At 59.5% G+C, this 26796-nt stretch carries 28 protein-coding genes; 25 read left to right on the top strand and 3 right to left on the bottom strand.

Going from position 1 to position 26796, the window contains the following annotated elements:
* The 3 genes from Q0063_RS10810 to Q0063_RS10800 all read right to left on the bottom strand — a co-directional run.
* Positions 1-331 (bottom strand): aldolase/citrate lyase family protein (locus Q0063_RS10810; protein ID WP_297871988.1); only part of this gene is annotated, 331 nt, incomplete at its 3' end.
* 1 nt (position 332) lies between these two features.
* The gene (locus Q0063_RS10805) at positions 333-1367 is read right to left on the bottom strand and encodes an NAD-dependent epimerase/dehydratase family protein (protein ID WP_297871987.1); all 1035 of its coding nucleotides are present in this window, start codon (positions 1365-1367) and stop codon (positions 333-335) included.
* A 36-nt stretch (positions 1368-1403) separates the two neighbouring features.
* Entirely contained in the window at positions 1404-2591 is a 1188-nt protein-coding gene (locus tag Q0063_RS10800; RefSeq protein WP_297871986.1) for an iron-containing alcohol dehydrogenase, read from the bottom strand.
* Positions 2592-2941: 350 nt separating this feature from the next.
* Between Q0063_RS10800 and Q0063_RS10795 the strand changes: the two genes are divergently transcribed.
* From Q0063_RS10795 to Q0063_RS10675, 25 genes are all read left to right on the top strand, one after another.
* Complete coding sequence (locus Q0063_RS10795) at positions 2942-4603, top strand: FAD-binding protein (RefSeq protein WP_297871985.1); 1662 nt, start codon at positions 2942-2944, stop codon at positions 4601-4603.
* A gap of 130 nt (positions 4604-4733) precedes the next feature.
* The gene (locus Q0063_RS10790) at positions 4734-5495 is read left to right on the top strand and encodes an IclR family transcriptional regulator (RefSeq protein WP_297871984.1); all 762 of its coding nucleotides are present in this window, start codon (positions 4734-4736) and stop codon (positions 5493-5495) included.
* A gap of 602 nt (positions 5496-6097) precedes the next feature.
* Entirely contained in the window at positions 6098-7285 is a 1188-nt protein-coding gene (locus Q0063_RS10785) for a CaiB/BaiF CoA-transferase family protein (RefSeq protein ID WP_297871983.1), read from the top strand.
* Between the two features lie 86 nt (positions 7286-7371).
* A complete protein-coding gene (locus Q0063_RS10780) occupies positions 7372-8478 on the top strand; it encodes a TRAP transporter substrate-binding protein (RefSeq protein ID WP_297871982.1) in 1107 nt (368 codons plus the stop codon).
* 71 nt (positions 8479-8549) lie between these two features.
* Positions 8550-9083, top strand: coding sequence for a TRAP transporter small permease subunit (locus Q0063_RS10775; RefSeq protein WP_297871981.1), 534 nt, complete (start codon positions 8550-8552; stop codon positions 9081-9083).
* The gene (locus Q0063_RS10770) at positions 9080-10390 is read left to right on the top strand and encodes a TRAP transporter large permease subunit (RefSeq protein ID WP_297871980.1); all 1311 of its coding nucleotides are present in this window, start codon (positions 9080-9082) and stop codon (positions 10388-10390) included. Before Q0063_RS10775 ends, Q0063_RS10770 begins: the two co-directional genes overlap by 4 nt.
* A 14-nt stretch (positions 10391-10404) precedes the next feature.
* Positions 10405-11931: a CoA-transferase gene (locus tag Q0063_RS10765; RefSeq protein ID WP_297871979.1), complete on the top strand. Its 1527-nt coding sequence runs from the start codon at positions 10405-10407 to the stop codon at positions 11929-11931.
* Between the two features lie 26 nt (positions 11932-11957).
* On the top strand, positions 11958-12410 hold the full coding sequence (locus Q0063_RS10760) for a MaoC/PaaZ C-terminal domain-containing protein (protein ID WP_297871978.1): 453 nt from the start codon (positions 11958-11960) through the stop codon (positions 12408-12410).
* Between the two features lie 37 nt (positions 12411-12447).
* Positions 12448-13440 (top strand): aldo/keto reductase, encoded by a 993-nt coding sequence (locus tag Q0063_RS10755; protein WP_297871977.1) that lies wholly within the window; start codon positions 12448-12450, stop codon positions 13438-13440.
* Positions 13441-13475: 35 nt separating this feature from the next.
* Positions 13476-13898 (top strand): MaoC/PaaZ C-terminal domain-containing protein, encoded by a 423-nt coding sequence (locus Q0063_RS10750; protein ID WP_297871976.1) that lies wholly within the window; start codon positions 13476-13478, stop codon positions 13896-13898.
* 16 nt (positions 13899-13914) lie between these two features.
* Positions 13915-14223, top strand: coding sequence for a UxaA family hydrolase (locus tag Q0063_RS10745; RefSeq protein ID WP_297871975.1), 309 nt, complete (start codon positions 13915-13917; stop codon positions 14221-14223).
* Complete coding sequence (locus Q0063_RS10740) at positions 14220-15380, top strand: UxaA family hydrolase (RefSeq protein ID WP_297871974.1); 1161 nt, start codon at positions 14220-14222, stop codon at positions 15378-15380. The genes Q0063_RS10745 and Q0063_RS10740 overlap by 4 nt, the downstream gene beginning before the upstream one ends.
* Before the next feature lie 406 nt (positions 15381-15786).
* Entirely contained in the window at positions 15787-16329 is a 543-nt protein-coding gene (locus Q0063_RS10735) for an NUDIX domain-containing protein (RefSeq protein ID WP_367180370.1), read from the top strand.
* A gap of 241 nt (positions 16330-16570) precedes the next feature.
* The gene (locus tag Q0063_RS10730) at positions 16571-16855 is read left to right on the top strand and encodes a hypothetical protein (RefSeq protein ID WP_297871973.1); all 285 of its coding nucleotides are present in this window, start codon (positions 16571-16573) and stop codon (positions 16853-16855) included.
* Between the two features lie 41 nt (positions 16856-16896).
* Positions 16897-17610 (top strand): response regulator, encoded by a 714-nt coding sequence (locus Q0063_RS10725; protein ID WP_297871972.1) that lies wholly within the window; start codon positions 16897-16899, stop codon positions 17608-17610.
* Between the two features lie 15 nt (positions 17611-17625).
* A complete protein-coding gene (locus Q0063_RS10720) occupies positions 17626-17922 on the top strand; it encodes a hypothetical protein (protein ID WP_297871971.1) in 297 nt (98 codons plus the stop codon).
* 63 nt (positions 17923-17985) lie between these two features.
* Positions 17986-19788, top strand: a complete 1803-nt coding sequence (locus Q0063_RS10715) for an ATP-binding protein (protein WP_297871970.1) — start codon at positions 17986-17988, stop codon at positions 19786-19788.
* 104 nt (positions 19789-19892) lie between these two features.
* Positions 19893-21203, top strand: coding sequence for a hypothetical protein (locus Q0063_RS10710; RefSeq protein WP_297871969.1), 1311 nt, complete (start codon positions 19893-19895; stop codon positions 21201-21203).
* 428 nt (positions 21204-21631) lie between these two features.
* Positions 21632-22435: a hypothetical protein gene (locus tag Q0063_RS10705; protein ID WP_297871968.1), complete on the top strand. Its 804-nt coding sequence runs from the start codon at positions 21632-21634 to the stop codon at positions 22433-22435.
* Positions 22436-22744: 309 nt separating this feature from the next.
* Positions 22745-24040, top strand: a complete 1296-nt coding sequence (locus Q0063_RS10700) for a UDP-N-acetylglucosamine 1-carboxyvinyltransferase (protein WP_297871967.1) — start codon at positions 22745-22747, stop codon at positions 24038-24040.
* An 84-nt stretch (positions 24041-24124) separates the two neighbouring features.
* Positions 24125-24397: a TfoX/Sxy family DNA transformation protein gene (locus Q0063_RS10695; protein ID WP_297871966.1), complete on the top strand. Its 273-nt coding sequence runs from the start codon at positions 24125-24127 to the stop codon at positions 24395-24397.
* Entirely contained in the window at positions 24394-24774 is a 381-nt protein-coding gene (locus Q0063_RS10690; protein ID WP_297871965.1) for an MmcQ/YjbR family DNA-binding protein, read from the top strand. Before Q0063_RS10695 ends, Q0063_RS10690 begins: the two co-directional genes overlap by 4 nt.
* Positions 24771-25574, top strand: coding sequence for an MBL fold metallo-hydrolase (locus Q0063_RS10685; protein ID WP_297871964.1), 804 nt, complete (start codon positions 24771-24773; stop codon positions 25572-25574). The genes Q0063_RS10690 and Q0063_RS10685 overlap by 4 nt, the downstream gene beginning before the upstream one ends.
* On the top strand, positions 25556-26050 hold the full coding sequence (gene rlmH / locus Q0063_RS10680; RefSeq protein WP_297871963.1) for a 23S rRNA (pseudouridine(1915)-N(3))-methyltransferase RlmH: 495 nt from the start codon (positions 25556-25558) through the stop codon (positions 26048-26050). The genes Q0063_RS10685 and rlmH overlap by 19 nt, the downstream gene beginning before the upstream one ends.
* 72 nt (positions 26051-26122) lie before the next feature.
* Complete coding sequence (locus Q0063_RS10675; protein WP_297871962.1) at positions 26123-26458, top strand: hypothetical protein; 336 nt, start codon at positions 26123-26125, stop codon at positions 26456-26458.
* The last annotated feature ends 338 nt before the right edge of the window (positions 26459-26796 follow it).

Here is a 26796-nt window from a genome sequence, read left to right as displayed (position 1 = left end):
CCGCGGTGTCGATCTGAGGAATCATCAGCGCTCCGGCGCCCACGTCCAGGGCCTGGTCAATCCAGATATCACTCCCCCGGGGAACCCGGACCACAGGGCAGACGCCAACGGCGTTGGCGGCGCGGATCAGGTGTGGCAGGGTCTGAAAGGTTGTGGTGCCATGCTCCATATCCAGCAGCACGAAGTCGTATCCGGCATAGCCGGCCGCCTCCACAAAGGCCGGGTCTGTGGAAATCATGAACAGGCCCAGCGCGCCCCGGTCCGACGACAGCGCGGCTTTAAACTGTTCCACGCTCTCCATGGTGGGCATAGTATGAATGTTTTTCATCATATCACTCCTGACTGTGGATTTCATTTTGGCGGCGCAGAGCGGTCAGCCCGTCTGCGAACCCTTCGTATAGACGGCACACGCCGTCCTCCAGCTGCTCTTTTTCCGGGTCATATGGGAAGCCGGAGGCGTCCCACCAATCCACCAGCTGCCGGATGCCCTCATCCAGGGAAATCTTCGGCGCGAACCCGGGGGCGGCCTTTAAAAATTTCTCGTTGGAATAAAATGCGAAATGGACCTTCTCATAATAGAGATGGGAACAGGTTTGAGGGTCAAGCTCCATCAGAAGCCTGGAGGGGACATAATACAGAACAGGTTCCCGGCCCACAGCCCGGCCCACGGCTCTGTAGAGCTCTTCCCATACGGTCTGTTCGGTATTGGCAACATGAAACCAGTCGTTATAGGTCTTCTCATTGCCGCAGGCCAAAACAAAGGCCGACGCCAGGTCCGGCGTAAAGGTGAAGGACCAGGGAATTGCGCCCTCTCCGGTCATCACAACGGGCTTGCCCTCTGCAATCCGCCGCGCCACATTTCGATTCTGCCGCAGGATGCCGAAGTTGGCAGAGCCGGCGCCAAAGGTCAGAGAGGGACGCAGAATGGTAATAGCCGTGCCGGTTTTTCCCATTTCCGATTGAAGAAAGCGCTCCATCTCCGCCTTCTGAAAGCCATATTGAAAAGCGGGGTCCGTACGCAGGCGCTCGTGCACCTCACGGACAGGAAAGCTGCGGCAGGGCCGGTCATAGGCGGCGACAGAGGAAGCGAAAATCAGCTGCGTTGCCCTTCCGGCAAAGGCTTCCACCGTCTGCCGGGCATCGGATTCCCGGAAGCAGATCATGTCAATCACGACATCTGCGTCTACTTGGGCCATCTTTTGTGCAAAGTCCCCGGCGTTATGCCGGTCTCCGGCAAGGACCCGCGCACCGGAAGGAGGCGGCTGCGTCCCCCGGTTGAAAATGGTCACCTCATGGCCGCAGCCGATGGCCTGCCGGACGATTTCCCGGCTTATGGCTCCGGTTCCTCCTAAGATCAGTATGTTCATAGGAAACTCCTTTCGTTAAAACTGGACAATCCCTTGTCATGTGTTCGCTGCGGCAGCTTTTTCCAGAATGGCCCGCATATCCTCCGGATGGATGCGCACGAAGCTGCCGAAGGGGAAGCCTCCGGGCTTTTGGGCCCGGTGGAGCACCATGTCTGGAATGTCCGCCGGGTCTGCGCCGATTTCCTCCAAAGTGACAGGCATACCGATGGAGCGGAAGAATGCCCGCAGACGGCAGATGCCCTCCCTGGCGGTTAACTCCGGCTGGGCGAAATCCATCTCACAGCCGAATACTCGGACGGCAAACTGAGCAAAGCGCATGACATTGTGCTCCATTACGTATTCCATCCAGGCGGGAGTGACCACAGCAAGTCCGGCACCGTGGGCGCAGTCGTAAAAAGCGGAGAGCTCATGTTCAATCTGGTGGCTGGCCCAGTCCTGAGCCCGCCCGGTGCCGCAGAGGTTGTTATGGGCCAACATGCCGGCCCACATCAGGTCGGCCCGCGGCTCGTAGCTGCCGGGATCGGCGATGGCGCGGGGGGCGGCGGAGAGAATGGTTTTCATCAGTGCCTCCGCCAGCCGGTCCGTCAGAGCGACGGCGGGGGTGTTGGTAAAATACCGTTCGCAGATGTGAGAGAACATGTCTACGGCTCCGCTGGCGGTTTGATAAGCGGGCAGGGAGCAGGTAAACTGAGGATTTAAAATGGCAAATTTCGGGCGGATAACGTCGGTTTTGCGGCAGCCCCATTTCAGATTCCCCTGCTCATGGGTGATGACGCAGCTGTCGGACCCTTCGCTTCCCGCGGCGGAGATGGTGAGAATGACACCGACCGGCATCGTGGCGGTGATGTCCGTTCCGGTGAAGAAATCCCAGAAATCACCGTCATAAACCGCGCCGAAGCCAATGGCTTTGGCGGTGTCAATGACGCTGCCGCCGCCCAGGGCCAGAATGAAATCCACGCGTTCCCTGTGGACCAGCTCGACTCCCTCGTATACCTTTCCGCTGCGGGGATTGGCCTGAATGCCGGACAGCTCGCAGAACGGAATTCCGCCGCGCCGCAGGGCGTCTGTCACCGCCTGGTAAGCGCCGTTGCGCTTGACGGAGCCGCCGCCGTAGACGAGAAGAACCTTGCTTCCGCCGAACCGTTGGACCAGCTGGTCTACATGGGCCTCCTCTCCCCTGCCGAAGGAAAACAGTGTCGGAGAATAGAATGAGAAATTTTCCATAACAAAACCTCCTGATATTTCAGCGCGTTTGTCCCGCGCATTTGAACGGACGGCCTCCCGGCTGGAGAATGCCCCTTGACAATGAAGAAAAATTCAGATAAGATACGAGACAGAAACACAGACTGCCCTGAGGCGGGAAGCATATTCGCGAGCTGGTTTTGGATGGGTCTGAGGGCCCTTCCGGCAGCCGCAAATATTTTGGTTCATATTTGCGAACTAAGTTCTAAATATCGGACAAGACCATCCTAACACATTCAACCCGGGTTTTCAATATGTTTGGGAGTATTTTTCAGGAAAAGTTTTTCCGGCGCTTAAGCAGGCAAATCACACAAATATAAGGAGGAGTGGACATGAATGTGAAAAGACTGAAAACCGGCGTGCTGGTTGTGGGAAGCGGCGGAGCCGCGCTGCGGGCCGCCCTGGCGGCCCAGGAGAACGGCGCGGATGTGCTGATTGTGTCCAAGGGCATTGTCGGAAAAAGCGGCGCGACCTATTTCAGCGTTGCGGAGGTGGGGGCATTTAACGTGCCAGATGGGGCCATAGACCCCACGGACAATCCGGATGAGTTTTACAGGGACATTGCCGACGCCGCCCAGGACATGGCAGATTTGAAGCTGTCCAGAATTGTGGCGGACGAGGCCTGCGCCGCCAAGGATTATCTGGAGAAGCTGGGAATGCGTTTTGCCCGCAGGGAGGATGACGGCTATATGGGCTACCGGGCCTGTTTTTCCCAAAAGGCCCGTTCTCATGTGGTGGAGAATCATTTCAAGCCCATTGTGAAGACCTTGCGGGAGGAAGTGGCACGCCGGGGAATCAAAGCCCTGGAGGGGGTGACCATTACCAATCTGATCCTTCGGAACGGGGAGTGTGTCGGCGCGTTCGGCCTGAAGGACGGAGAGCTGCTGGCCATCCAATGCGGCGGGGTAATCATCGCCTGCGGCGGGGCGAGCACGCTGTTTGCCCATAACATGTATCCGGCGGACGTCACGGGAGACGGTTATGCCATGGCCCGCCGGGCGGGCGCCGCAATCAGCAACATGGAGTTTGTTCAGGCGGGAATCGGCTTGGCCTGGCCGGCGGTAAACCTGTTCGGCAATCAGCTCTGGGAGGCGGTTCCCAGAATTACCAACGGAAACGGGGAGCCCTTCATTGAGCGGTATGTTCAGGGGTGCACGGAGCGTGAAGCGGTAGCGGCAAAGATTGGGCATTTTCCCTTCAGCGTCCGGGATATTTCGCGCTATGTGGAGATTGCGATTCAGGATGAAATCACCCATGGACAGCCGACTGCCCGAGGCAATGTCTGCCTCGATTTTCTGGACGTGGACTTCGATGCGATATTCTCTCAAAAAAACAGCCTGCTGAAGCCGATGTGGCCCTTGACCTATCGCCGGTTTAAAGAGCTGGGGGTGGACCTGTACCGGGAAAAGATTGAAATTGCCTGCTTTGCCCACGCCATTAACGGCGGTATTCGGATTGATGAGCATGGAGAGAGCTCCGTTCCCGGATTGTATGCCGCCGGAGAGGCGGCCTCCGGCCCCCATGGGGCGGATCGCCTGGGAGGCAATATGTCTGTCACCTGTCAGGTGTTTGGCAAAAGAGCGGGAGAAGCAGCGGCAAAACGGGCGAAAAAGACGGCGTCTGCGGCTGTTTCCCCGGAGGAAATCCGCCGGGAGACGGATGCGCTGTCCGCATTTGGACAACTTTCCCGGAAAGATGCAGATGAGATTCTCCGCCAGCTCCAGCAATCCTCAGACGCGGCGCTGCTGATTGTCAGGGAGGGACCCGCGCTGGAACAGTATCTGAACACCCTTTCCGGGCTGGAGGAACAACTGCGCGCCGGAACCGCGGCGGAACCCGTCCCGGTTGAAAGGGTGCTGGAGCTTCAGAATCTGATTGACACTGGCAGGATGATTGCGGAGTCCGCCCTGGCCAGAAGGGAGAGCCGGGGCAGTCATTACCGCCGGGATTTCCCGGAGCTGGACCCAAATTTCAGCCATATGATTACAATTTGAGCTGATTTTTGTGTAAAATACAAAAAAAGTTTCCGCTGGGCACATCTAAACTTGACAAGACGGCAGGGCAGGCATATCATATAGACGAACCGGTTTCTGAAATTACACCAAAGGGTTATGGGAGTCTGTTATGCGGGACTATACGGTTTCGTCCGTTGTCAAGGCGGCGGAGGTTCTTCAGTTTATCAAGGACAATCAGTCTGCGACCTTTTCACAAATACAAAACGGCCTGGGATACGCGAAATCCAGCACCTTCCAGATTCTGAAGACTTTGGAGAGCCTGCATTTTATTTCGTCCAATCAATACGGGACCTATTTCCTGGGCTATAAGCTCTTTGAACTGGGAAGCGCGTATGAGAAAAACGCCAGCTGGCGGAAGATTGCCGTCCCCTACATCCAAAAGGCGTCGGAAGATACCGGAATGACGCTGCACATCTCCATTATGGCGGAGGACACGGTGATCTGCATTGAGAAGTTTCCCGGCAGGATTTTTACCATGCAGCTTACCGCAGTGGGCGAACCCCTGCCGATGCACACCAGTGCCTCCGCAAAGGTTCTATTGGCCTGGCAGCCGCCGGAGAAGCAGGATCAAATTCTTGACCGTATTGAGTACAAGCGGTTCACAGATAAGACAATTGTCACAAAGGAAGACTTAAAGCTGGAGCTTGCCCGGGTCAAAAAGCTGGGATATGCTCTGGATGACCAGGAAAGCGAGGAAAACTGCCGCGGCGTTGCCCGTCCGCTGTTTGCCTGCAACGGAACCATTCTGGCAAGCGTCAGTATGGGCGCGCCCATCATCCTGATGAAGCAGGATGATATGCTGCGGTATACAGAGGTGCTGAAAACCTACCTGGATGAGGTTTCGCCTCTGTTGCCTCCAGCCACAAGCTGACCCGCTTCTAAAGCTTTTTCCAGATCCCCGGATGGCCGGAGCGTGCCGTCTCCGGATTTGGAAAAGCTATTTGTCCTATATATTACGAACTAAGTTCGTAATAATGAACATTGAAAGGGCGCTTGAGTTTCCATGATGGGTTTACGGAGGACGTGTTAACGAAATGATTCTTTGTATGGGCCATCCTGGGCATCCCGTCCTTCTGGCGCCGCCAGGGTTCCGAGAACGTCTCACCCGAAAATGCCAGCCTCCCGGAAGACGGACCAGTCAGAGAACCATCCCCTGCGATTTTGCCTCGGTGGCAAATGAGCGGGTGGACACTCCATTTTTTTAGATCCATATTTAAGAACTAAGTTCATAATAAAGAACCAATTCTTCTGGACAGCCGGAAGGCTGATATGGCTGACACACTGGAAAACCGGTATACGGTTTTTGAGCGGAATTTGACCGCCGGCGCATGAAAAACGCTGTGTGCTGCCTGCGAAGTCTGCCGTGTGCCGCTTTGCGGACTCTGCGGCATCTATGTCCCGGAGCTGAAACCAAGTGTTTGACTCTTTTCGGCTGCGGCGACAATATAAACATGAAGTTGGGGGAAGATAACAATGCTTGAAAATCTGAAGGTTTTGGCCTTTACCCACTATTTGCAGGGCCCTTCCTGTGCGCAGATCTTTGGGGACCTGGGCGCGGATGTCATCAAGGTGGAGTCCCCAAAGGGCGCGTTTGAACGGAGCTGGTCCGGGCCGGATTCCTTTGTGAACGGCGTCAGTGTGTTCTTCATGCTGGCAAACCGCAATATGCGCTCCATTGCCGTCAATCTGAAGTCCGGAGAAGGGAAGAAGATTATTTACGATCTGGTGAAGGAGTACGACATCGTCATTGAAAATTTCCGTCCCGGCGTGATGGACAAGCTGGGATTTGGATACGAGGCGCTGCGGGAGATCAATCCCTCGGTGGTCTACTGTTCGCTCAGTGGTTTTGGCTCCAGCGGCCCTTACAAGGACCGGCCCGGTCAGGATCTCCTTGCCCAGAGCATGGGCGGCATTGTGGATATGACGGGCAGCGGACGGCCTTCGCCTGTGGGCACCTCCTTTGCCGACGCTCACAGCGCAACGCTGGCAGCGATGGGCATTCTGGCGGCGGTGAACAACCGGCAGGTTACCGGAAAGGGGCACCGGGTGGACGTAAACCTGGTGGAATCCGTGCTGAATCTCCAGATGGAGCCCTATGCCTATTACCTGAATACGCCGGAGAAGATTTGGCCCGACAGGCTGTCCTCGGGTCTGGCAAACCGCTTTCAGGCTGCGCCCTACGGGGTTTATGAGACGAAAGACGGTTATATTTCCATCTCTCTCTGTAAACACGAAGATATGCTGAAGGTTTTTGAGCCCGGCTGTCTGGACGGCTTCACCGCCAGGGACTCGGTGGACCGGCGGGACGAATATGACGCGGTGGTTTCCCGGCAGCTGAGGAAGAAGACAACGGAGGAATGGCACCAGATTTTTGCAGAGCATGGCATCTGGCATACAAAGCCCTTTACATACCAGGATATCGAGCACGATCCTCAGATTCAGTGGAATAAGGCCATTGTCACCATGCGCCACCCCAAGGCCGGCGATATCCGGGTTCTGAACCATCCCGTCAAGTACGACGGGGAATCCACCGGGATTCGCCTGCTGCCGCCGGACAAGGGCGCCAATACCAGAGACATCCTATTGGAAGCCGGTTATACTAGCGGCGAGATTGACCGGCTTCGTCAGGATGGCGTTGTGGTCTGGGATGACCCGGCCTGAACGGAGCGGCGGGACAAAATGCCCCGTGTGGTTTTTGATGCTGACCCCGATTGGGGAGCATAATAAAAAAACAGGAGGAGACAAACATGAAAAGGAAACTTGCGTTCATCCTCGCGTGCGTTCTCGCGATTGCCACACTCACCGCCTGCGGCGGCGGAGACAAACCTGCGGCGGAGCCCGGTGCTTCCGGCAATGACGGAGGAGAGGCCGGGGATCTCCCTAAGGTTACCTGGAGGGCCCAGTCTGTTGAGACCTCCGGCACCAACCGTCAGACCTGTGTCGAGCACTTTGCCCAGCTGGTCAGCGACGCGACCGACGGCAGGTTTACCATTGAAGTCTACTCCGCCGGAACCCTGTACGGCCAGGAGGACCTGGTGGAAGCTGTCAACAACCGCGTGACCGAGGCCGCATTTACCTCCAACGACTATCACTCCGGCATTGAACCTATGCTGAAGCTGGCGGCCTTCAGAAGCTCCGACCTGTGGGTGGATGAAAGCCTGGATGAGGCCTTTCTCACCATGTATGAGCCCCTGGTGAAAAAGGCTTATGAGACCATGGGCCTGACCTATGTGGGCAACGTTCTGGATCTGCCCGGCGAGTGCTTCATGTCCAACGCCCGGATTGAGAGCCTCAGCGATTTCAACGGCGTTCTGATTCGAAGCGGCGGCCTGGGTCAGGAGCTGTACGGCGCTCTGGGCGGCGCGGTGGTAACCATGCCCATGGGCGATGTGTATTCTGCGGCCAAGCTGGGCACAATCGACGCTTTCGAGGTGGGCGGATACTCTGACAACTACGGAAATGCGCTGCACGAGGTTGCCAAGTACATCGTTGAGCCCACACCCCATTCCACGTCCGGAGTGGAGGTTGGCAACCTGGTTGTGAACACCGACGCCTATAACGAGCTGCCCGAAGAGTATAAGAAGGTCCTGGAGGACTGCTGCAGGGAGAACCGTTCCTACACCTTCAATTTCATCCATGAGGCGGACGTTGAGACCCGGCAGGTGCTGCTGGATAACGGCATTGAATGCCTGACCTTCTCCGATGAGGATTTTCAGGAGATCAAGGCCACGGCGGCCCGCACGCTGCAGGATTATTGGGGCAAGTCCCAGCTTACCGACGAGTTCCTGAACCTGTATATCCAATTCCTGAATGACAACGGTTATGCCGATGTCGCTGCTGAGATTCAGAAGTAAGCGGCCGACGCGGTGTGCGCTGCTCGGTACGGCTTCGGGCAGCGCGCATTCTTAAAAAAGGGGGGAATCTCTTGAAGTTCTTAAACGCCTTGAAAAAAGGTCTTGACACATTCGGGAAATACTGGGCGCTGGTCATTGTCGTTCTGTTTGCTCTGCCCGCGTTTGAGGCATTGGTGATGCGATACGCCCTGCACCAGCCCACAGATTGGTCCCAGGAGCTGTGCTGCATGATTTTCGGCGCCTATTTCATGATTGGCGGCGCGTATGGCGAGGCGTGTAACGCCCATGTCCAGATGGACCTGTTCTATCTGAAATACCGCGGGGTCTTCAAAATCATGGCCGATACCCTGTCAATGCTGGCCTGTACCGTCTTCTGCTGGGTTTTAATCGAAAAGGGCGGAAGCGCTTTTATAAAGGCGGCTGACATCGGACAGCGCTCCGACAGCCTTTGGGCACCTTATCTCTGGCCCGTCCGGCTGTGCATCCCTCTGGGGTCTGCGCTGCTGCTGGTTCGGTCGGCCATCTCCTATATCGAAAAGGTTCGGGAATCCCTTCAGTATCTCCGTGAGCGCAAGGGCACGGCCGGCAAAAAGGAGGAGAAATGATGGAAGCTTATATGCCCTTGATGATGTTCGGCCTGCTGATTGTGATGCTGGTCATCGGACTCCCCATTGTTTACGCGCTGGCCCTGGTCGCTTTGGGAACAGCCTATGTCCTCTGGGGCTCCGGAAGCATTTACGGAATTGTGACGGCGGCGATCTCAACGATGAACAGCTGGAACCTTTTGGCGACTCCACTGTTTTGTTTCATGTCGCTGATGCTGTTTGAAGCGGGAATTGTAGAAGACCTCTACGAGGCGTTTTACAGCTGGACTGCTAAAATTCGCGGAGGGCTGGGGATGTGCACCATCATCGTGGGCGCTTTGATGGGGGCCATGACCGGCGTTGTGGCGGGCACCGTCATCGCCCTGACCACCATCGCGCTGCCCCAGATGCTCAAATACAGGTATGACGAGAAAATTTCCATGGGTGCGGTCCTCTCCGGCGGAACGCTGGGACAGCTTATCCCGCCCAGTACCAACATGATTGTCTATGGAACCATGACCGGCGTTTCCGTCGGCGGGCTGTTCGCAGGGGGCATGAGCGCGGGCATCGTTCTGGCACTGCTGTACTGTGGATACATTGCCATCCGGTGTACATTGAATAAGAACCTCTGCCCGGTCATGCCGGCGGAGGACCGGAAATCCTTCAGGGAAAATATCATCGGCCTGAAAAAGATTTTCTGGCCCTGCCTGCTGATTATCGGCGTTCTGGGCGCGATTTACGGCGGACTGGCCACGCCCACGGAAGCGGCGGGCTGCGGCTGTGTAGGCGCTGTGCTGATTTCTGTGTTCAACCGCCGCTTCAGCTTCAGAGCGCTGCTCAACGCCAGCATCGGAACCCTGAAGAATATTGCCATGGTGGGCTTCATCACCTTGGCGGCCTCTTATTTCGGCTCTGTGTTTGTGGCTATTGGCGGGAACAAGTTCGTGGCGGAGGTGGCCGCCAGGATTCCCGGCGGCAGCACCGGCCTGGTTCTTGCCTGCCTGGCGATTGTGTTCTTCCTGGGGTGCTTCATTGACACCATTGCCATCATCGTAATCTGTGCGCCGATTTTCACCCCGCTGATTATGAGCGCGGGCATAGACCCCATGTGGTTTGCGGTCTGCTTCATGGTCACGCTTCAGTGCGGCTATCTGACGCCCCCCTTCGGCTTCTCCCTGTTCTATATGAAGAGCGCTGCGCCCGAGGGGACGGAGCTGAAAACCATCTATCAATCCGCTCTGCCCTTCATTGCCGTACAAGCCATTGGTCTGGCAATCTGCGTGTTTGCGCCGCCCTTGGTGATGTGGGGCGAATACTTTATGCGCTGATATAGGAGGACGCCATGTCACAAAAAATAATGACCCGCCAAGAGGCGGCAGAGCTGGTGAAGGACCGAGATACCATTGTGGTCTGCGGCTGCGAAAATCTGCTTCTGCCGGACCGGATTCTCTCCGCGCTGGAGGAGCGCTTTGTCAGTACCGGGCACCCCAGGGACCTGACGGACATTCATCCCGTGATTTACGGCATGGGAGAGAACTGTGGTCTGGAGCACTTCGCCCATGAGGGCTTTCTGACCCGTTCCATCGGAAGCGGCTTCAGCTTTTTGAAGACTTCACGGACCAGCCGGCTGGTCCGCGAAAACAAGCTGGAGGCCTACGTCATGCCCATGGGCACCCTTTACCGCATGCTCCAGAATATTTCCTGCGGCGAGCCCTATACGCTGACAGACGTGGGTCTGGACACCTTCGTGGACCCCAGATATGGCGGCGGAAAATTTAACAGCCGCACCACAGAGGATATTGTCAGTCTCGTCAATCTGGGCGGGCACCCAATGCTGTCCTATAAAAACCCGGGGATTAACGTCGCCATTATTCGGGCCCAGACCGCAGACGAAAACGGCAATCTGACGCTGGAGCAGGAGCCCGTTTCCCTAGGCATTTATTCCATGGCGGCGGCGGCCAAGGCGTGCGGCGGCAAGGTCATTGCCCAGGTGAACCGGATTGCGGCCAGCGGCTCTCTGCCGCCCAAGCGGGTTGTGGTTCCTAGCATCCTGGTGGACGCCGTTGTAGTGGAGGAGGACGTGCCGCTGTCCGGCGGGCGGCTGAACTTTGCCCTTACCGGCGAGAATCGGATGCCCCTTGGACGCTTGGAACGTCTTCCGCTGGACATCCGCAAGGTGATTCTGCGCCGGGCGGCCATGGAAATCGGACAGCCGCCGAAAACCGTGAATCTGGGAGTTGGAATTCCCGGTTTCCTGCCCCGGATTCTGGTGGAAAACGGGACGATGGACGGCGTTACATTCTTCACGGAGCACGGCTCCCTGGGAGGCGTTCCCGGAGACCGGAGCAACTTCGGCACCAATATCAACCCCACTGCGCTGATGGACCCCACCCAGGTGTTCCAGGCGTTCCGGGGCGGTTTGCTGGATCTGTCCTTCCTGGGCTGCGGGCAAATGGACCGCCACGGCAACGTCAATGTCAGCAGCTTCAACGGCATCGTGCCCGGCTGCGGGGGCTTTGTAGACATTGCGCACAAAACGAAAAAGCTGGTATTCTGCGCCACATTTTCCTCCGGCGGGGCGGACATCGCGGTTGAAGACGGACGGCTGAACATCCGTCAGGAGGGCAGGTTCTTCAAGCTGGTGCCCGAGGTGGAGCAGATTACCCTCAATGGCAGAAACGCCAGAAGCAAGGGACAGACCATTCTCTTTATTACGGAGCGGGCGGTATTCCGGGCCTTGGACGACGGCCTGCATCTGATTGAGCTTGCGGACGGCGTGGATATGGAGCGGGACGTTCTTGCCCACATCCCCTTCCCGGTGACGGTGGACGAATGCTGCCGGAAGATGGACGCAGGGCTGTTTGTATAATGTTGGAAGCGAGGGAGCGCGGAATCATGTCGGTTTATTTGGATGAGTACATACTTGGTCAGCAGTTTATAACGCCGGCCAGGACCATTACGGAGACAGATGTCGTCAATTTCGGATGCCTGACCGGAGACCTGCATCCCAACCACTTTGATAAGGTGCGAATGGAGCGGGGTGAATTTGGGCAGCGGCTGGTTCACGGACTGCTGATTCTCTCCATGTCTCACGGGCTTCTGTTCCAGCTGGGCCTGCTGCGTGACTCCTGTATTGCCTTTCTGGGTGTGGAGGACTGGCAGTTTAAAGCGCCGGTTTTCTTCGGGGACACCATCCACTGCCGTGCGTCGGTTCGTGAGATTCGCCCCAGCAAAAGCAAGCCGGACAGAGGGGTGCTGAAGCTGGCAATGGAGATTGTCAATCAGGAGGGAACCGTCTGTCAGACCGGAACAAAGGTGCTGATGATGTGGATGCACCGCCCCGGCTGACCTGCGGACTATCAGCTTTATTGAAGGAGGCACGGGCATGGAGAAAAGCGAGCTTGGAAAAAGCGGGATTCAGGTTTCCGGTCTGTCGCTGGGAACCTGGGCCTTCGCAGGCGGAACGCTTTGGGGAGACAGCGACAGCCGCCAGGCGGCCGACACGATTCACTGTGCGCTGGACGCCGGAATCAATCTGATTGATACGGCGGAGCGCTATGGCGGAGGAAGGTCGGAGGAGATTACCGGGACCGCTCTGAAGGGCCGCCGCTCCGAGGCTGTTCTGGCGACAAAGGTTTATACAGACGCGCTGGGTTATGACGATGTGATTGCCCACTGCGAGGCCAGCCTGAAACGCATGCAAACGGATTACATCGATCTTTATCAGGTGCATTGGCCCAATCCGGACATCCCGCTGGACGAGACCTACGGAGCCTTTGAGGATTTGAAAAAGGCGGGGAAAATCCGGGCCTCCGGCATCTGCAACGCTGGACCCGGGTGCGTGGGGGCCCTGTCGGAGGCCTATGATGTGGCGATGAATCAGCTGCCCTATTCGCTGATCTGGCGGGTTGCGGAGAAGCAGATTATCCCTGCCACGGTGGAAAAGGGCATTTGTGTCTGGGCATATTCCCCCCTGGCTCAGGGGCTGCTGACCGGCAAATTCCGCCGGATAGAGGATGTGCCTATGGGGCGGAGGGAGACGCGCTTTTACAGCGGAGCGTGGAAACAGGGACGGCATAACGACACCGGCTTTGAGAAAGAGGTGTTTGCCTTTCTTGACAGCCTGATGGACGTCTGCGGGCGAAGCGGATACACTCCAACCGAAATCGCCATGAACTTTCTCAAGCGGCGGCAGTGCGTCAAGAGCGTACTGGTGGGGGCGCGTTTCCCTGAGCAGCTGCGGCAGAACCTGGCTGCCTATGAGAAGGAGGTTCCCGGAGACCTGATGGATGAGATTGAAAAAAGGTCCGAGGAGCTGAAGGAGGTCATGGGGAACAACGCGGACCTCTGGATTGGAGACGGCGGCCGATTTTTCTGAGGCTGCGTACATTTATAAAAGATAAGGAGAGACTGATGATGGGCAAGATTCAACTGAATCCCGGGGATACCTTCACACTCAGCAAAACCGTCAGCGAAAGCGACGTATATCTCTTTGCGGGTATCACAGGTGATTTTCATCCGAATCATGTGAATGAGGCGTATATGAAAGAATCCGTCTACGGCACACGGATTGTACACGGGGCGCTGGGCGTGGGCTTTATCTCCGCCGCATCCTCTGTGGCGCTGGACCACCAGAGTCTGCGGGCCGTTTCTGCGGGCTATGATCACATCCGTTTTATCAGGGCAATTCTCATCGGGGATACCATTACGGTAAAATACACCGTTGAGAGCAAGGATGAAGAAGCGATGAAAACGGTGGCAGACGTTCAAATTCTCAACAGCAAAGGAGAGGTCTGCACCGTCGCAAAGCATATCGCAAAGTATTTTGAAGACTGACCCGGGATTTCCGCATATGAGAAATGCAGTGATCATTGACCCCCGTGACAGCGTGGCGGTGGCCATTGAGCCGGTCCGTCAGGGGGAGGCCGTCCTCTATGAATGTGAAGGCCGGGAAATCCATATGACCGCCCAGGAGGATATTGCCATCTACCACAAAATCGCGGTGCGGGATATCATCCCCGGGGAGCCGGTTGTCAAATATGGGGAGCACATCGGAATTGCTTCCCGGCCGATTCAAAAGGGCGGACATGTACACACCCATAATCTGGAAAGCCGGCGGGAAAGCCTGGAGACCGGGACGGAGGAAGAAAAAGGGATATGACATTTTCAGGGTACAGGCGTCCGGACGGGCGGGCAGGCGTCCGCAATAAGGTGCTGATTCTTCCGGCCAGCGCCTGCGCGTCCGATACCGCGAGAATCGTTTCCCAGCAGATACAGGGAACCGTCACCTTTCACAATCAGCAGGGCTGCGCACAGGTGGCGCCTGACCAGCAGCTCACAATGGATGTGCTGGCGGGCTTTGCCGCGAATCCCAACATCTATGGCACGGTAGCAGTGTCCCTGGGCTGTGAGAACTGTCAGATGGATTTGGTATCCGCCGCAATCCGGGAGCGGACCAACAAGCCCTTCCGGCAGGTCATTATACAAGAGGCCGGCGGCACGTCGGAGGCGGTCAAGGCAGCCTGCCGGTACGCCGGGGAGCTGGCGGAGGAAGCCTCGCTGCTTCGGAGGGAGGAAATTCCCATCTCCGAGTTGATTATCGGGACGGAATGCGGCGGAAGCGATCCCACCAGCGGCCTGGCGGCCAATGTAGTGATTGGCAGTCTCAGCGACCGGATCACAGCCGCCGGAGGTACGGCGATACTCTCCGAGACCACGGAGTTCATTGGAGCGGAGCATATTCTGGCCCGCCGGGCGGCGACGCCACAGGTTCGGAGCCGGATTTTTGAAATAGTGCACCGCTATGAGAAAGCTCTCAGGCAGGTGGGGGAGGATGTCCGCAATGGAAATCCGTCTCCTGGAAATAAGGCCGGCGGCATTACCACCCTGGAGGAAAAGTCGCTGGGGTGCATTCACAAGGGCGGGCATACCGCCATCAATGCCGTGTACGACTATGCCAAGCAGGTGAGTCCGCATCAGGGTCTGGTGATTATGGACACGCCGGGAAACGATCCGTCTTCCGTAGCGGCCATGGCGGCGGGGGGCGCACAGATTGTGGTGTTCTCCACCGGGCGAGGAACGCCCACCGGAAATCCGATTGTTCCGGTTATAAAGCTCACCGGGAACCGGATTACCTTTGAGAAAATGCGGGAGAATATGGATTTTGACGCCTCCCCATTGATTTACGGCGGCAGTCTCAGCGTATTGGGGGACGAGCTGCTGAAGCTGGTTTCCGAGGTGGCTGGCGGAAGGCTCACGAAATCGGAGGCGCTGGGCTATACGGAAATGGCGATTGCACGCGTCTGCAATTATGTGTGAGGGCTCCCGCTGTCTTTGAGACAGGCTGCGGCAAAGGATGGCGGAAGACATACAGGCTGCGAAAGGAAAAGCGGGAGAGACCCAGGCGGGTCTCCCCCGCTTTTTGCGGCGTATGTCCGGCGGTTCCGCCGCGCACGCCCGTCTCCCGAAACCGCCGGAGTCCAGGGGTGTTCCATTCGGAGATTTTACGCAGCAGGGACCGGGCTCTGCCCCGGCCCGTTTCCCCTGGCACGTCCAAAAGACAGGGCGGAGTCCGCCCCCACACCGTCACCCCCTGATAAAATCCGCGGCGGGACACACCTCTCCGCGCTTTTTTCTTTGCATTTTTCCGCCGGTGTGGTATAATCCAACTGTTAAGCGACAGCGGAACCGATTGGACCGCGGGCCGGCGGAAAGGATGACGGTTATGATGGATATGACGGAAAAGACTTTGGAGCGGAAAGAGATGTTTAAGGGGCGCATTGTCAGCGTCCATGTGGATCGGGTGTCCCTGCCTGACGGGTCGGAGGCCCCCCGGGAGGTGGTGGACCACAACGGCGGCGTGGCCGTGCTGGCTCTGGACGGAGAGAACAACGTCCTCACCGTCACCCAGTACCGCTATGTCTTCGGGCGGAACACCGTGGAGATTCCCGCCGGCAAGCTGGACCACCCCGGCGAGGACCCGGCCTCCGCCGGCCTCCGGGAGCTGGAGGAGGAGACCGGCGCGGTGCCGGGGCGCTATGAGTCCCTGGGACGCATTCTGCCCTCCCCCGGCTGCTACGGAGAGGTTCTGCACCTGTATCTGGCCCGGGACCTGAAGATGAAGAAACAGCACCTGGACCCCGGCGAGTTTTTAAACGTGGAGCGGATTCCCTTCGACGAAATGGTCCGCCGCTGTCTGGAGGGCGAGATTGAGGACGCCAAGACCGTGACCGCCGTGCTGAAGGCCAAGCTGCTCCTGAACCTCTGAGAGCCTGTTTAAAATCCATCGAAACGCCGGATTTTAAACAGACTCTGAGTGAAGAAGCCGGGGATTTTCCGCGGGCCGGAGGAAGTTCCATTCCTGATTCCTCCCTTCTGACGGTTTGAAGAAGCCCCAATTCGACTTTGCGTTCCCGGCAGAATCCGGCGAATCCATGATCTTTTTTGGAATCGTGGTTCTGCGGAAACAGGCTGTCGTAACAGGGATGCTTTGAAAAAGAGGTGCGGATATGGCGGCAGAAAAAGAGGACTGGCGTCTTTTGAACGACGTAGAGCACCTGAAGGAAATGGAGCTGAATCCAACGGATGGAGAAGAGATTGCGGGCTGCGCGCCTGATCTGAAAAATTGTGTATTCTGCTTCGAGAAGGTGGAAGGCAGTCCTTATCAACTCTGGTTTGTGCCAGGAGATTTAAGCTGCTGTATCTGTGAAAAATGTTACAGTGATTTCAAAGACACATTCCGTTGGAAAAAGCTGGATGGCTGGGATTTGGACTGGGGACAATCTGAGCTGTGAATTCCGGGAACGCAAACCGGGATTTAAAGAAAGGAAGCTGCATGAACGAGGAAAAGACCGTCCTGATTGTAGAGGACGAGAAAAATATTGTGGATATTCTGCGCTATAACCTGCAAAAGGAGAAATACCGGACTCTGGAGGCCTACGACGGCGAGGACGGACTGAACAAGGCCCGGAGCGAACAGCCGGACCTGATTCTTCTGGACGTGATGCTGCCGAAGATGAACGGCTTCGACGTCTGCCGCCTTTTGCGGGAGGAGGGGGACAACGTGCCCATCATCATCCTCACCGCCCGGGAGGAGGAGGAGGACAAGGTGAAGGGCCTGGAGACCGGGGCCGACGATTATATCACAAAACCCTTTTCCATGCGGGAGCTCATCGCCCGGGTGGGGGCCAACATCCGCCGCACCGCCATGAGCGCCCCTGCCGCCGCCACGGCGGCGGACAGCGCCATGCCCGTGGCCGGGGACCTGTCCATCAATACCGACAGTCACCAGGTCTTCCGGGGGGGCCGGGCCATTGACCTCACGCAGCGGGAATATGAGCTGCTGACCTTCCTGGCCAGCCGGCCCAACAAGGTTTTTTCCCGGGTGGACCTGATGGAACAGGTGTGGAACTACGGCTATGTGGGGGACGATGTGCGGACGGTGGACGTCACCGTCCGGCGGCTCCGGGAGAAAATCGAGGAGGACCCGGCCAATCCCCAGTTCATCCTGACCCGGAGAGGGGCGGGGTACTATTTTGCGGTAAACTGAAAGGAGCGGGGCTCTATGTGGACGTTTGAATTTCAGCATAAGGGAACCGGGGAGCGGACGGTCATTTGGGGATACAACCTCCGGGACGCATTCCGGCGAAACCCGGAGATGAACCCGGACGACTGGATTCTGATCCGCCAGTATTGCGAAGACGATGAAGCGGAGATCGTATGCGCGTTTGAGATTCAGCACAAAAAGACAAAGGAAACGGCTGTGATTCACGGAATAACCTTGGAGGAAGCCTTCGGACCGGAACGGGACCCGGAGGAATGGGAAATCCTTGGATGGACGGAGTGGACAGAGCAAAATTGACGCGGGAGGCTGGGGGACTGAAAGACCAGCCCCGGCCGAACAGCGGGAAAGAAGGTGTCAATCATGTTCCGAAGCCTCCATATGAAGCTGACGCTGATTTTGCTGCTGCTCATCACCTCCCTGATGGCGGTGGTGGGGGCCTTTCTGACCATCAACGTCTCCGGGTTTTTCAACGACACCTTTTACCAGCAGATTAACAGCGTCTTCGGCGCGGATCAGCGGGAGTTTGTGACGTCCCTCCGGGGAGAGGCGGGGCAGGAGGACGGAGCCGTCCGCATTCAGGAGCTGCTGGAGCTCACCGCCGGCAAGCTGGGCATTGACTACCGGACCCGGAACTACTTCGTGCTGGACGGGGAGACCGGGGCCTACCTCACCGGCTCCGCCGACGAAAGCGCCCTGCCCCGGGAGCAGAGCCCCAATCTGCTGACGGCCCGGAACGCCGTCCTGCGGGGGGACGAGACCGCCGTGGGGGACGCCAGCGACGTCACCGCCGACTACATGGACGCCGCCATTCCCATTCTGGGGGGAGACAACGCCTTCATCATCTACATTCTGGACACCCGGGATACCGTGTCCGGGCTGAACAGCCAGCTCTTTGTCATCATCATGCAGTCCCTGGTGATTGGTCTTCTGATCTCGGTGCTGCTGAGCTTCCTGCTGTCCAAGACCATGGTGGACCCCATTGAGAAGCTCACCGCCGGGGCGGAGAAGGTGGCCGCCGGAGATTTCGACAGCGCCCTGCCGGTGGAGTCCACCGACGAGATCGGCGTCCTCACCGGGACCTTCAACGAAATGGCGGGGGTGCTTCAGTCCACCCTGGCCGCCGTGGAGAACGAGCGGAACAAGCTGGACACCCTGTTTCTCCACATGACCGACGGCGTGGTGGCCTTTGACCACGACGGCGCGGTGATTCACTGCAACCCCGCCGCCAACAGTATGCTTCAGCGGCCGGTGACGGAGGACTGCAGCTATGAGGAGCTGTTCGGCGGCCTGTTCCCCTTCTGGGAGATGCTGACCCTCCAGCGGCCCAACTTTGCCGAGGCGGAGATGCTGGCGGGAGAGAAGACCCTGGAGGTCTATCTGGCCCCCTTCTCCGACCAGGAGCGGGGCGGCGTGCTGATTGTGCTCCACGACGTGACGGAGCAGCACCGCAACGAGGAGCGGCGAAAGGAATTTGTGGCCAACGTGTCCCACGAGCTCCGGACCCCCCTGACCAACGTCCGCAGCTATGCCGAGACCCTCCGGGACGCCAACGGGGACATCCCCCTGGACATGGCCAACAATTTTTTGGATATCATCATCACGGAGACGGACCGCATGACCCACATTGTGCAGGACCTGCTGACCCTCTCCCGGCTGGACCGGGGTTCGGCGGAGCTGGTACTGTCCCGCTTCCCCTTTGCCGAGGCCATCGAGAGCGTGGTCCGCTCCAGCGCCCTCAGCGCCCGGCAGCACGGACACACCCTGGTCTGCGGGACCCTGGAGCATCTGCCCCTGATTACCGGGGACCGGAGCCGGCTGGAGCAGGTGATGATGAACATTCTGGGCAACGCCATCAAATACACCCCCACAGGCGGAGATATCCGGGTCACTGCCGGCGCGGAGGAGGAGACCGTCTGGCTGGAGGTCTGGGACAACGGCATCGGTATTCCGGAGAAGGACCGGGAGCGGATTTTCGACCGCTTTTACCGGGTGGACAAGGCCCGGTCCCGGGAGTCCGGCGGCACGGGCTTAGGGCTGTCCATCGCCAGGGAGATCGTCCAGCGTCACCAGGGAACCATCGCCATCGTTCCCCATGAGGGACCCGGCACCACCGTCCGCCTGGTGCTGCCCATTGCCCAGGAGAGAGTGAAGAGCGCAGAGTGAAGAGTTGAGAGTGGAGATATAATGAGGAATGAGGAATGGTTTCCGCTGTTCATTCCTAATTCCTAATCCCTAATTCCTAATTATCTAAAGAAGGGGGGGTGGCCGTGAAGATTGGAAAGTGGCGCGGGAACAGGGACGGGACCGGCGCGGCCGCGGAGGAGCGCCGCCGGGCCCGCCGGGATCTGGTTCAGAATATGGTGATTACGCTGCTCTTCCTCTCGGCGGCGGCCCTGTTCACACAGACGCAGCTGTACAGCCTGGGCATCCACAAGGGCGCGGCGGCTCTGGCGGGGGGCGGTCAGACCGTCAGCGCCTCGGCGCAGACGGCGGTGCTGGTGGCCCCGGTGCGGGTGGCGGTGACGGGAACCTACGGGAGATTTGGCAGCGTCACCATGACCACCGGCATGGAGGCCTTTGCCGACCCTCTGGGACGCCGCCTGTCGGAGGCCCTGGGCTCTGCCAGGTCCTTCGTCCCCTGTACGGAGGCGGAATTCATGGAGGCCCTGGAGGGCCCCTCCCTTTACTATGATTTTCTCACGGCCCTGCCCCTGCCGGTGCTGGGGGCGCTGGTGGACGGCGTCGAGGAGCTGGACGGGACCCTCTCCGCCCGGCGGCTGGTCATCGCCGCCCAGGAGGACGGCACGGCCCTCTATCTCTGGGACGGCGGCGGAATCTGCTGCCGGGCGCTTACCGCCGTCTCGGCGGACAGCCTGACCCAGACCGTGAGCCGTTATGAGCTGGGGGGCGCTTTTTTTGCCCAGGACCGGGAGGAGACGGCGGAGCTTCTGGCCCCCTGCTCCCTGCTGCCGGAGGAGCTGCCGTCGCTGCCGGTGCTGATTCAGGGGGACCCGCTGGCGGACACCGGATGGCTGCTGTCCGCCCTGAGCTTCAACCCCCGGACCCGGACCCGGTATCTGGAGTCCAACGGGACGGAGCTGATTACCGACGGAGACCGGGCCCTGCGCATCCGTCCGGACCAGAGCGTCTATTATCAGAGCGGACGGGACCCCATTCTGAAAATCAGCGCCCAGGAGGAGACGCCCACCCTGCGGGAGGCCGCCGTGGGGACCGGGGCTCTGCTGAACACGGTGCTGACTCCGGTCTCCGGGGCGGCGCTGCCCTATCTGAAGAGCATCCGCCAAAACGGGGCCGTGACCAATCTGCAATTTGACTATCAGGTGGGAGGCGTGCCCATCCGCTTCTCCGGCGGGGGCTGCGCCGCCGAGGTGACACTGACGGGGACCACCGTCACATCCCTGATTCTGCGCTTCCGCCAGTATACCGCCAGTGAGGAGCAGTCCCTTCTGCTGCCCCTCCCCCAGGCGCTGGCCGTGGCGGCGCGGGACCCGGGACGGGAGCTGACCATCGGCTATGTGGACGGCAGCGACTGCGCTGCCCACTGGCTGGTGGACTGACGTCTAAGAGCCTGATTAAAATCCATCGAAACGCCGTCACAGAGCATCTTTTTCCGCCGATGCTGCGTTGGTTTGACTTGAAATCCGTCAGGATTCCTGCGTCAAACTGCCTTGCCCGACAAAAAAATCTGCCCCAATCCGGCACTCCGCCGGATTTTAAACAGGCTCTAAAAACCTGTATGCACAACCGCTGAACGCTGTCTGGGGGGTCTTTTCCCACCATACCGCGCCGGTTTCCCATGAGTCTGGTTGAAAACCGTCAAAATGCCGTCTCAGGGCATCCTTTTCCGTCAGGACAGCGTTGATTGGACTTGAAATCCGTCAGGATTCCCGCGGGCGCAGAAGCTCTCCTTGTCTGACAGAAAAAATCCTCGCCCATCCGGCATCCCCCGGCTATGAATACAGGTTCTGAAAGGAGGGCGCCGCCCTTGGACCGTTTCCGTCTGAAAAATATCATCATCCTGATTCTGCTGCTGGTGAACGGCTTCCTCCTGGGGACCCTGGCCGTGCGGAAGAGCGCCGAGCAGGAATTTTTCCGCCGGACGGCGGAGCAGCTGGTGGAGCTCTTTGAGGCCGACGGCATGACCCTGGATATCTATGCCATTTCCCGGGACACGCCTCCCGCCGGCCTGACCCTGAGCCGGGACACCGCCCTGGAGCAGAGGGCCGCCGCCTTCCTGCTGGGGGAGGCCGCCGCCTCCGACGACCAGGGCGGCGGCATTTATTCCTATGAGAGCGGCGGAGGGCAGGCCCTGTTCCGCTCCAGCGGCGGCTTTGAGGCGGCGGGCCGCCTGTCGGAGGAACCGGAGGACTTCTGCCGGGATTTCTGCCGGACCTTTTCCTATGAGGAGCCCGTTTTTCTGCTGGACGAGGAGGGAAACGGCAGCGCCAGCGCCGTGTGCGTGCGGGGGGGCCTGCCGGTGTTCAACTGTACGGTGCGCTTCACCGTGGAGGGGGGATGCGTCACCGCCGTCAGCGGCACGCTGCTGCCGGAGGGCGGCGTCCCCGTCCAGGGGGCGGACGAGGTCCTCAGCGCCGCCGGGGCCCTCACCGCCTTTCAGCGGATGCGGCGGGAAAACGCGGCGGTGGCCTCCTCGGTGACGGGGACCCAGCTTTGCTATGAGCTCCAGAACACCGGCGCGGCCATCTCCCTGACGCCGGCCTGGCGGGTGATGACCGACACGGCGGACTACTATGTAAACTGCGTCAGCGGAACCGTCACGGCGGGATGACCTTTTTTCCAAAAACTGGACGGGCCTTCCGGGGGTTTCCTTCTGTTTTGACGGAAATGCTGGTCCGGATGCCCTCTTTTTCAAAAATGCGTCAGGAAGGGTTTGCATTTCCAGGCGTGATGTGCTATGATACTTCTGCGTGTCCGGCGGCAGCGGACAGGAGCAGAAAAATTTGCCTGTATTTTGCCCGGCGCGGGTATGAAGCGCCGGCAGGCGGGCAAACTGTTCCCAGTGAACAATACCGGTCCGTGGGCGGAAGAGCTGCCGCAGAGCGCGGAAAAGATTTATCTTGAAGAGAGGGTCAAGATTTTGACAAAATATATTGTTCAGGGCGGAACGCCCCTTTGTGGTGAAGTAGAGATCAGCGGCGCGAAGAATGCCGCTGTTGCCATTATACCCGCCGCCCTGCTGGTGGACGGGGTCTGCCGGATTGAGAATATTCCCCAGATTTCCGATGTGACGCTGTGTTTGAGCATTCTGGAGCAGCTGGGCGCGGGGGTCCGCACCATTGACCGGCACACTGTAGAGGTGGACTGCCGCCGCATCCGCTCCACCCGGACCCCTTATGACATGGCCCGTCGCATCCGGGCCTCCACCTATTTCATCGGGGCTCTGCTGGGCCGCTTTGGACAAGCCGAGGTGGCCCTGCCCGGCGGGTGCAACTTCGGCGGCGTCCGGCCCATTGACCAGCACGTCAAGGGCTTCACGGCCCTGGGGTCCACCGTGGCCGTGGAAGGGGGCTTCATCCGGGCCACCGCCCCCAGGGACGGCCTGAAGGGGGCCAGCATTTATCTGGATGTGGTGTCCGTAGGGGCCACCATGAACATTATGATGGCCTCTGTCATGGCCCGGGGGAACACCACCATTGAAAACGCCGCCAAGGAGCCCCATATCGTGGATTTGGCCAACTTCCTGAACTCCATGGGGGCCAACATCCGGGGCGCGGGCACCGACACCATCAAAATTCGGGGCGTGGAGCAGCTCCGGGGAGGAAACTACGCCATTATCCCCGACCAGATTGAGGCGGGCACCTATATGGCCGCCGTGGCTGCCGCCGGCGGTCAGGTTCTGGTGAAAAATATCATTCCCAAGCACATGGACTGCATCACCGCCAAGCTCCAGGAGTGCGGCGTGGAGGTGGAGGAGCACGAGGATACCCTTCTGGTCCGCCGGAACGGCCCCCTCCACAAGGCCAATATCAAGACCCTGCCCTATCCCGGCTTCCCCACGGACATGCAGCCCCAGCTGACCACGGTTCTGTGCCTGGCCCAGGGCATCTCTCTGGTGACGGAAAGCGTGTGGGGCAACCGCTACCGCTATGTGGACGAGCTGCGGCGGATGGGGGCCTCCATCCAGGTGGACGACAAGACCGCCGTGGTGGAGGGCGTGGATCACTTTTCCGGCGCGCCCATTCAGGCCCCTGACCTGCGGGCGGGGGCGGCGCTGGTGATTGCCGCCCTGGCGGCCAGGGGCCGGAGCGAGATCAGCTGCGTCCACTACATTGAGCGGGGCTATGAAAATCTGGTGGAAAAGCTCCGGGCCCTGGGAGCCAATATCCGGGCCGTGGAGGAGCCGGACGAGCGGGAGGAATTGGGCCTGGGATAATTTCCCCGGGGATTCCGGAACGAGAAAACCGGGAGACGGAAGAAAGGCTTCCGCCTTCCGGTTTTGTACATGAGGAGGAGCGGCATGGCGGACCTGACATCCATGAGGAACATTGGGCCGGAGATGGCCCGGAAGCTGACCGCCGTGGGCATCGGGTCCCCGGAGGCATTGGCGGAGGCCGGGGCAAAGGAGGCGTTTTTCAGGATGAAAGCCCTGTACCCCGGCGTCTGCCTGGTCCATCTTTACGCCCTGGAGGGAGCAGTCCGGGATGTGGAGTTCAACGACCTGCCCCGGGAGACGAAGGCGGATTTGAAGGGCTTCAGCGATTTTCTGAGAAATGGGGGAACCAGCCGATGAACCGGGAGGCGCTGGAAGCCTATCTGACGGGGACCTATGCCGCGGCGGCGGACCGGCCCTGGGCCCGATATCCCGATTATGTCGTGTTCCGCCACACCGGGAACCGAAAGTGGTTTGCCCTGGTGATGAGGATTCCCGGGAGCAGGCTGGGTCTGACGGGGGACGGGCTGCTGGACGTGGTGAACGTGAAGTGCGATCCCCTTTTAATCGGGTCCTTTCGGGAGCTGCCGGGGATTTACCCGGCCTATCACATGAACAAAGGGAACTGGCTGTCCGTCTCTCTGGAGGAAGCCGGCGACGAAACGATAAAGGTGCTGATAAACATGAGCTATGATCTGACAGCCCCCGGGAAACGGAAGGGAGGCGGCGGTTTTTGACGGCGATACATACCCTTGCCAGCGGCTCTTCCGGCAACGCCGCCCTGGTCTCCTGGTCCGGCGGACAGGCGCTGCTGGACGCGGGCATCTCCTGCCGCCGGGTGGAACAGAGCCTGCGGACGCTGGGCACGGCCCTGGGAGACCTGGACGGCATTTTCATCACCCACACCCACAGCGACCATATTTCCGGCCTCCAGACCCTTCTGAAGCGAACGGCCTGTCCCCTCTTCGCCTCTGCCCCGGCAGCGGAGGCCCTGGCGAAGCGGTTCCCCGGGGCGGAAAGCCGCCTGCGGGAGGTCTCGTTCTGCCGCGGAATTTCCCTGGCGGACTGCCGGATCACCGCCTTCCCCACCTCCCACGACGCGCCGGGGTCCTGCGGCTGGCGGTTTGACACAGAGGAGGGCAGTCTGGGTCTGCTGACGGACACCGGCGCGGTTACGCCCGAGGCGGCGGAGGTTCTCCCCGGCGTGGACGTGGCGGTGCTGGAGGCCAACCACGACGTGGAGACCCTGAAAAGCGGTCCCTATCCCTATTATCTGAAGCGGCGCATTCTGGGCCCCTGGGGGCACCTGAGCAACGGGGACGCCGCCGCCTTCGCCGTGACCCTGGCGGAGGCCGGGGCCTCGGAGATTATCCTGGCCCATCTCAGCCGGGAGAACAACACGCCTGCCATGGCCCGCCGGGCGGTGGAAACCGCCCTGTCCGGGGCGGGGCTGGCCCCACTGCTGTCGGTGGCTCCACGGGACTGCCCGGGCCAGGCCCATGAGGTTGGGAGGGCGTTATGCAGAGAGTCAGTCTGATCTGCGTGGGGAAGCTGAAGGAAAAATTCTACACTGAGGCGGCGGCGGAGTATGTCAAGCGCCTGTCCCGCTTCTGCAAGCTGGAGATTGTGGAGCTGCCGGAGGAGCGCCTTCCGGACAATCCCTCTCAGGCCCAGGTGGACGCTGCCCTTTTAAAGGAGGCCGGGGCCATCCGGGGAAAGATTCCCCCCTCCTCCCGGGTGATTGCCCTGTGCGTGGAGGGGCGTCTGCGGTCCAGCGAGGAGCTGGCCCGGACCATGGCCGCCTGGGCCGGCGGGGCGGAGCGGGGCCTTGAAAAGCGGCTGGTTTTCCTGATTGGCGGGTCCTTTGGCCTCCACGAGTCCGTCAAGGCGGAGGCCTGGGCCCAGCTGTCCATGTCCCCCATGACCTTCCCCCATCATCTGGCCCGGGTGATGCTGCTGGAACAAATCTACCGGGCGTACCAGATCAACGCCGGAAGCCGGTACCACAAATGACTCACGGCCGGAGAGAATGAGGAATGAGGAGTTAGGAATCAGGAAACAGGTCAGAGAAAGGGGTGTGCGCCTGTGAATGAATATTTTCCCAACAAGCCGCCCCGGCGGGACCTGACGCCGGAGGAGAAAACCCGGATTGCCCGAACATTCTGCCGCCGGGCGGGGCTGGCGGACGGACTGTGCCTGCTGGCGCTGCTGTGTGTGATCGCGGGGATCGTTACAGGCTGGACGGCCCTTGAGATCGCCGCCCTGCTGGCTGTGCCGCCTGCCGTTCTGCTGAGCGCGGCGGCCTTTACCCGCTGCCCCTGCTGCGGACGGATGGCCCGCCAGGGGGAACGCCTCGGCAGCTTCGGCTGGCGGGCCTTCGAGTGCCCGGTCTGCGGCTTCATGCCGGAGTGGGGCAAATAGAAAAGAGCGGAGAGGAGGGGATGTCCCTCCTCTTTTTGCGTCCGCCGCGTCAGGGATGTGTCCCCTTCGGAGATTTGATGCAGGGGCCGCCCCCTCTGGCGGCCCTATGTAAGGCCCTTGTGTTGGCGGGCCGCCGGGGGGCGGCCCCTGTATCATGGTCCTGCTATAAAATGCGAGAACGGGCGGGCGCAGAGGCCCGCCCTTACAGGCGTTCTTGCAGGGGTCAGGCGCAAAGTCATCCCCCTCCTTCTGAGGAAATGCGGGAACGGACGCCTCCCTTCCGCCAGGGAAATCAATTTTCAAGAATAGTACAAATATCCGAGGGATTCAGGAGACAG

The sequence above is a fragment of the uncultured Oscillibacter sp. genome (assembly GCF_947654275.1).
Taxonomy (GTDB): Bacteria; Bacillota; Clostridia; order Oscillospirales; family Oscillospiraceae; genus Oscillibacter.
Note: the sequence above shows the minus strand (reverse complement) of the source record. Positions and strands in the feature narration are given on the sequence as shown.

What these genes read in the sequence shown, in the direction of transcription:
- Q0063_RS10800 (WP_297871986.1), bottom strand. Translation starts at nt 2,591, where the DNA reads ATGGAAAATTTCTCATTCTATTCTCCGACACTGTTTTCCTTCGGCAGG.
- Q0063_RS10750 (WP_297871976.1), top strand. Translation starts at nt 13,476, where the DNA reads ATGATGGGCAAGATTCAACTGAATCCCGGGGATACCTTCACACTCAGC.
- Q0063_RS10745 (WP_297871975.1), top strand. Translation starts at nt 13,915, where the DNA reads ATGAGAAATGCAGTGATCATTGACCCCCGTGACAGCGTGGCGGTGGCC.
- Q0063_RS10780 (WP_297871982.1), top strand. Translation starts at nt 7,372, where the DNA reads ATGAAAAGGAAACTTGCGTTCATCCTCGCGTGCGTTCTCGCGATTGCC.
- Q0063_RS10725 (WP_297871972.1), top strand. Translation starts at nt 16,897, where the DNA reads ATGAACGAGGAAAAGACCGTCCTGATTGTAGAGGACGAGAAAAATATT.
- Q0063_RS10770 (WP_297871980.1), top strand. Translation starts at nt 9,080, where the DNA reads ATGATGGAAGCTTATATGCCCTTGATGATGTTCGGCCTGCTGATTGTG.
- Q0063_RS10795 (WP_297871985.1), top strand. Translation starts at nt 2,942, where the DNA reads ATGAATGTGAAAAGACTGAAAACCGGCGTGCTGGTTGTGGGAAGCGGC.
- Q0063_RS10730 (WP_297871973.1), top strand. Translation starts at nt 16,571, where the DNA reads ATGGCGGCAGAAAAAGAGGACTGGCGTCTTTTGAACGACGTAGAGCAC.
- Q0063_RS10695 (WP_297871966.1), top strand. Translation starts at nt 24,125, where the DNA reads ATGGCGGACCTGACATCCATGAGGAACATTGGGCCGGAGATGGCCCGG.
- Q0063_RS10805 (WP_297871987.1), bottom strand. Translation starts at nt 1,367, where the DNA reads ATGAACATACTGATCTTAGGAGGAACCGGAGCCATAAGCCGGGAAATC.
- Q0063_RS10690 (WP_297871965.1), top strand. Translation starts at nt 24,394, where the DNA reads ATGAACCGGGAGGCGCTGGAAGCCTATCTGACGGGGACCTATGCCGCG.
- Q0063_RS10755 (WP_297871977.1), top strand. Translation starts at nt 12,448, where the DNA reads ATGGAGAAAAGCGAGCTTGGAAAAAGCGGGATTCAGGTTTCCGGTCTG.
- Q0063_RS10760 (WP_297871978.1), top strand. Translation starts at nt 11,958, where the DNA reads ATGTCGGTTTATTTGGATGAGTACATACTTGGTCAGCAGTTTATAACG.
- Q0063_RS10785 (WP_297871983.1), top strand. Translation starts at nt 6,098, where the DNA reads ATGCTTGAAAATCTGAAGGTTTTGGCCTTTACCCACTATTTGCAGGGC.
- Q0063_RS10715 (WP_297871970.1), top strand. Translation starts at nt 17,986, where the DNA reads ATGTTCCGAAGCCTCCATATGAAGCTGACGCTGATTTTGCTGCTGCTC.
- Q0063_RS10740 (WP_297871974.1), top strand. Translation starts at nt 14,220, where the DNA reads ATGACATTTTCAGGGTACAGGCGTCCGGACGGGCGGGCAGGCGTCCGC.
- rlmH (WP_297871963.1), top strand. Translation starts at nt 25,556, where the DNA reads ATGCAGAGAGTCAGTCTGATCTGCGTGGGGAAGCTGAAGGAAAAATTC.
- Q0063_RS10790 (WP_297871984.1), top strand. Translation starts at nt 4,734, where the DNA reads ATGCGGGACTATACGGTTTCGTCCGTTGTCAAGGCGGCGGAGGTTCTT.
- Q0063_RS10735 (WP_367180370.1), top strand. Translation starts at nt 15,787, where the DNA reads ATGATGGATATGACGGAAAAGACTTTGGAGCGGAAAGAGATGTTTAAG.
- Q0063_RS10765 (WP_297871979.1), top strand. Translation starts at nt 10,405, where the DNA reads ATGTCACAAAAAATAATGACCCGCCAAGAGGCGGCAGAGCTGGTGAAG.
- Q0063_RS10720 (WP_297871971.1), top strand. Translation starts at nt 17,626, where the DNA reads ATGTGGACGTTTGAATTTCAGCATAAGGGAACCGGGGAGCGGACGGTC.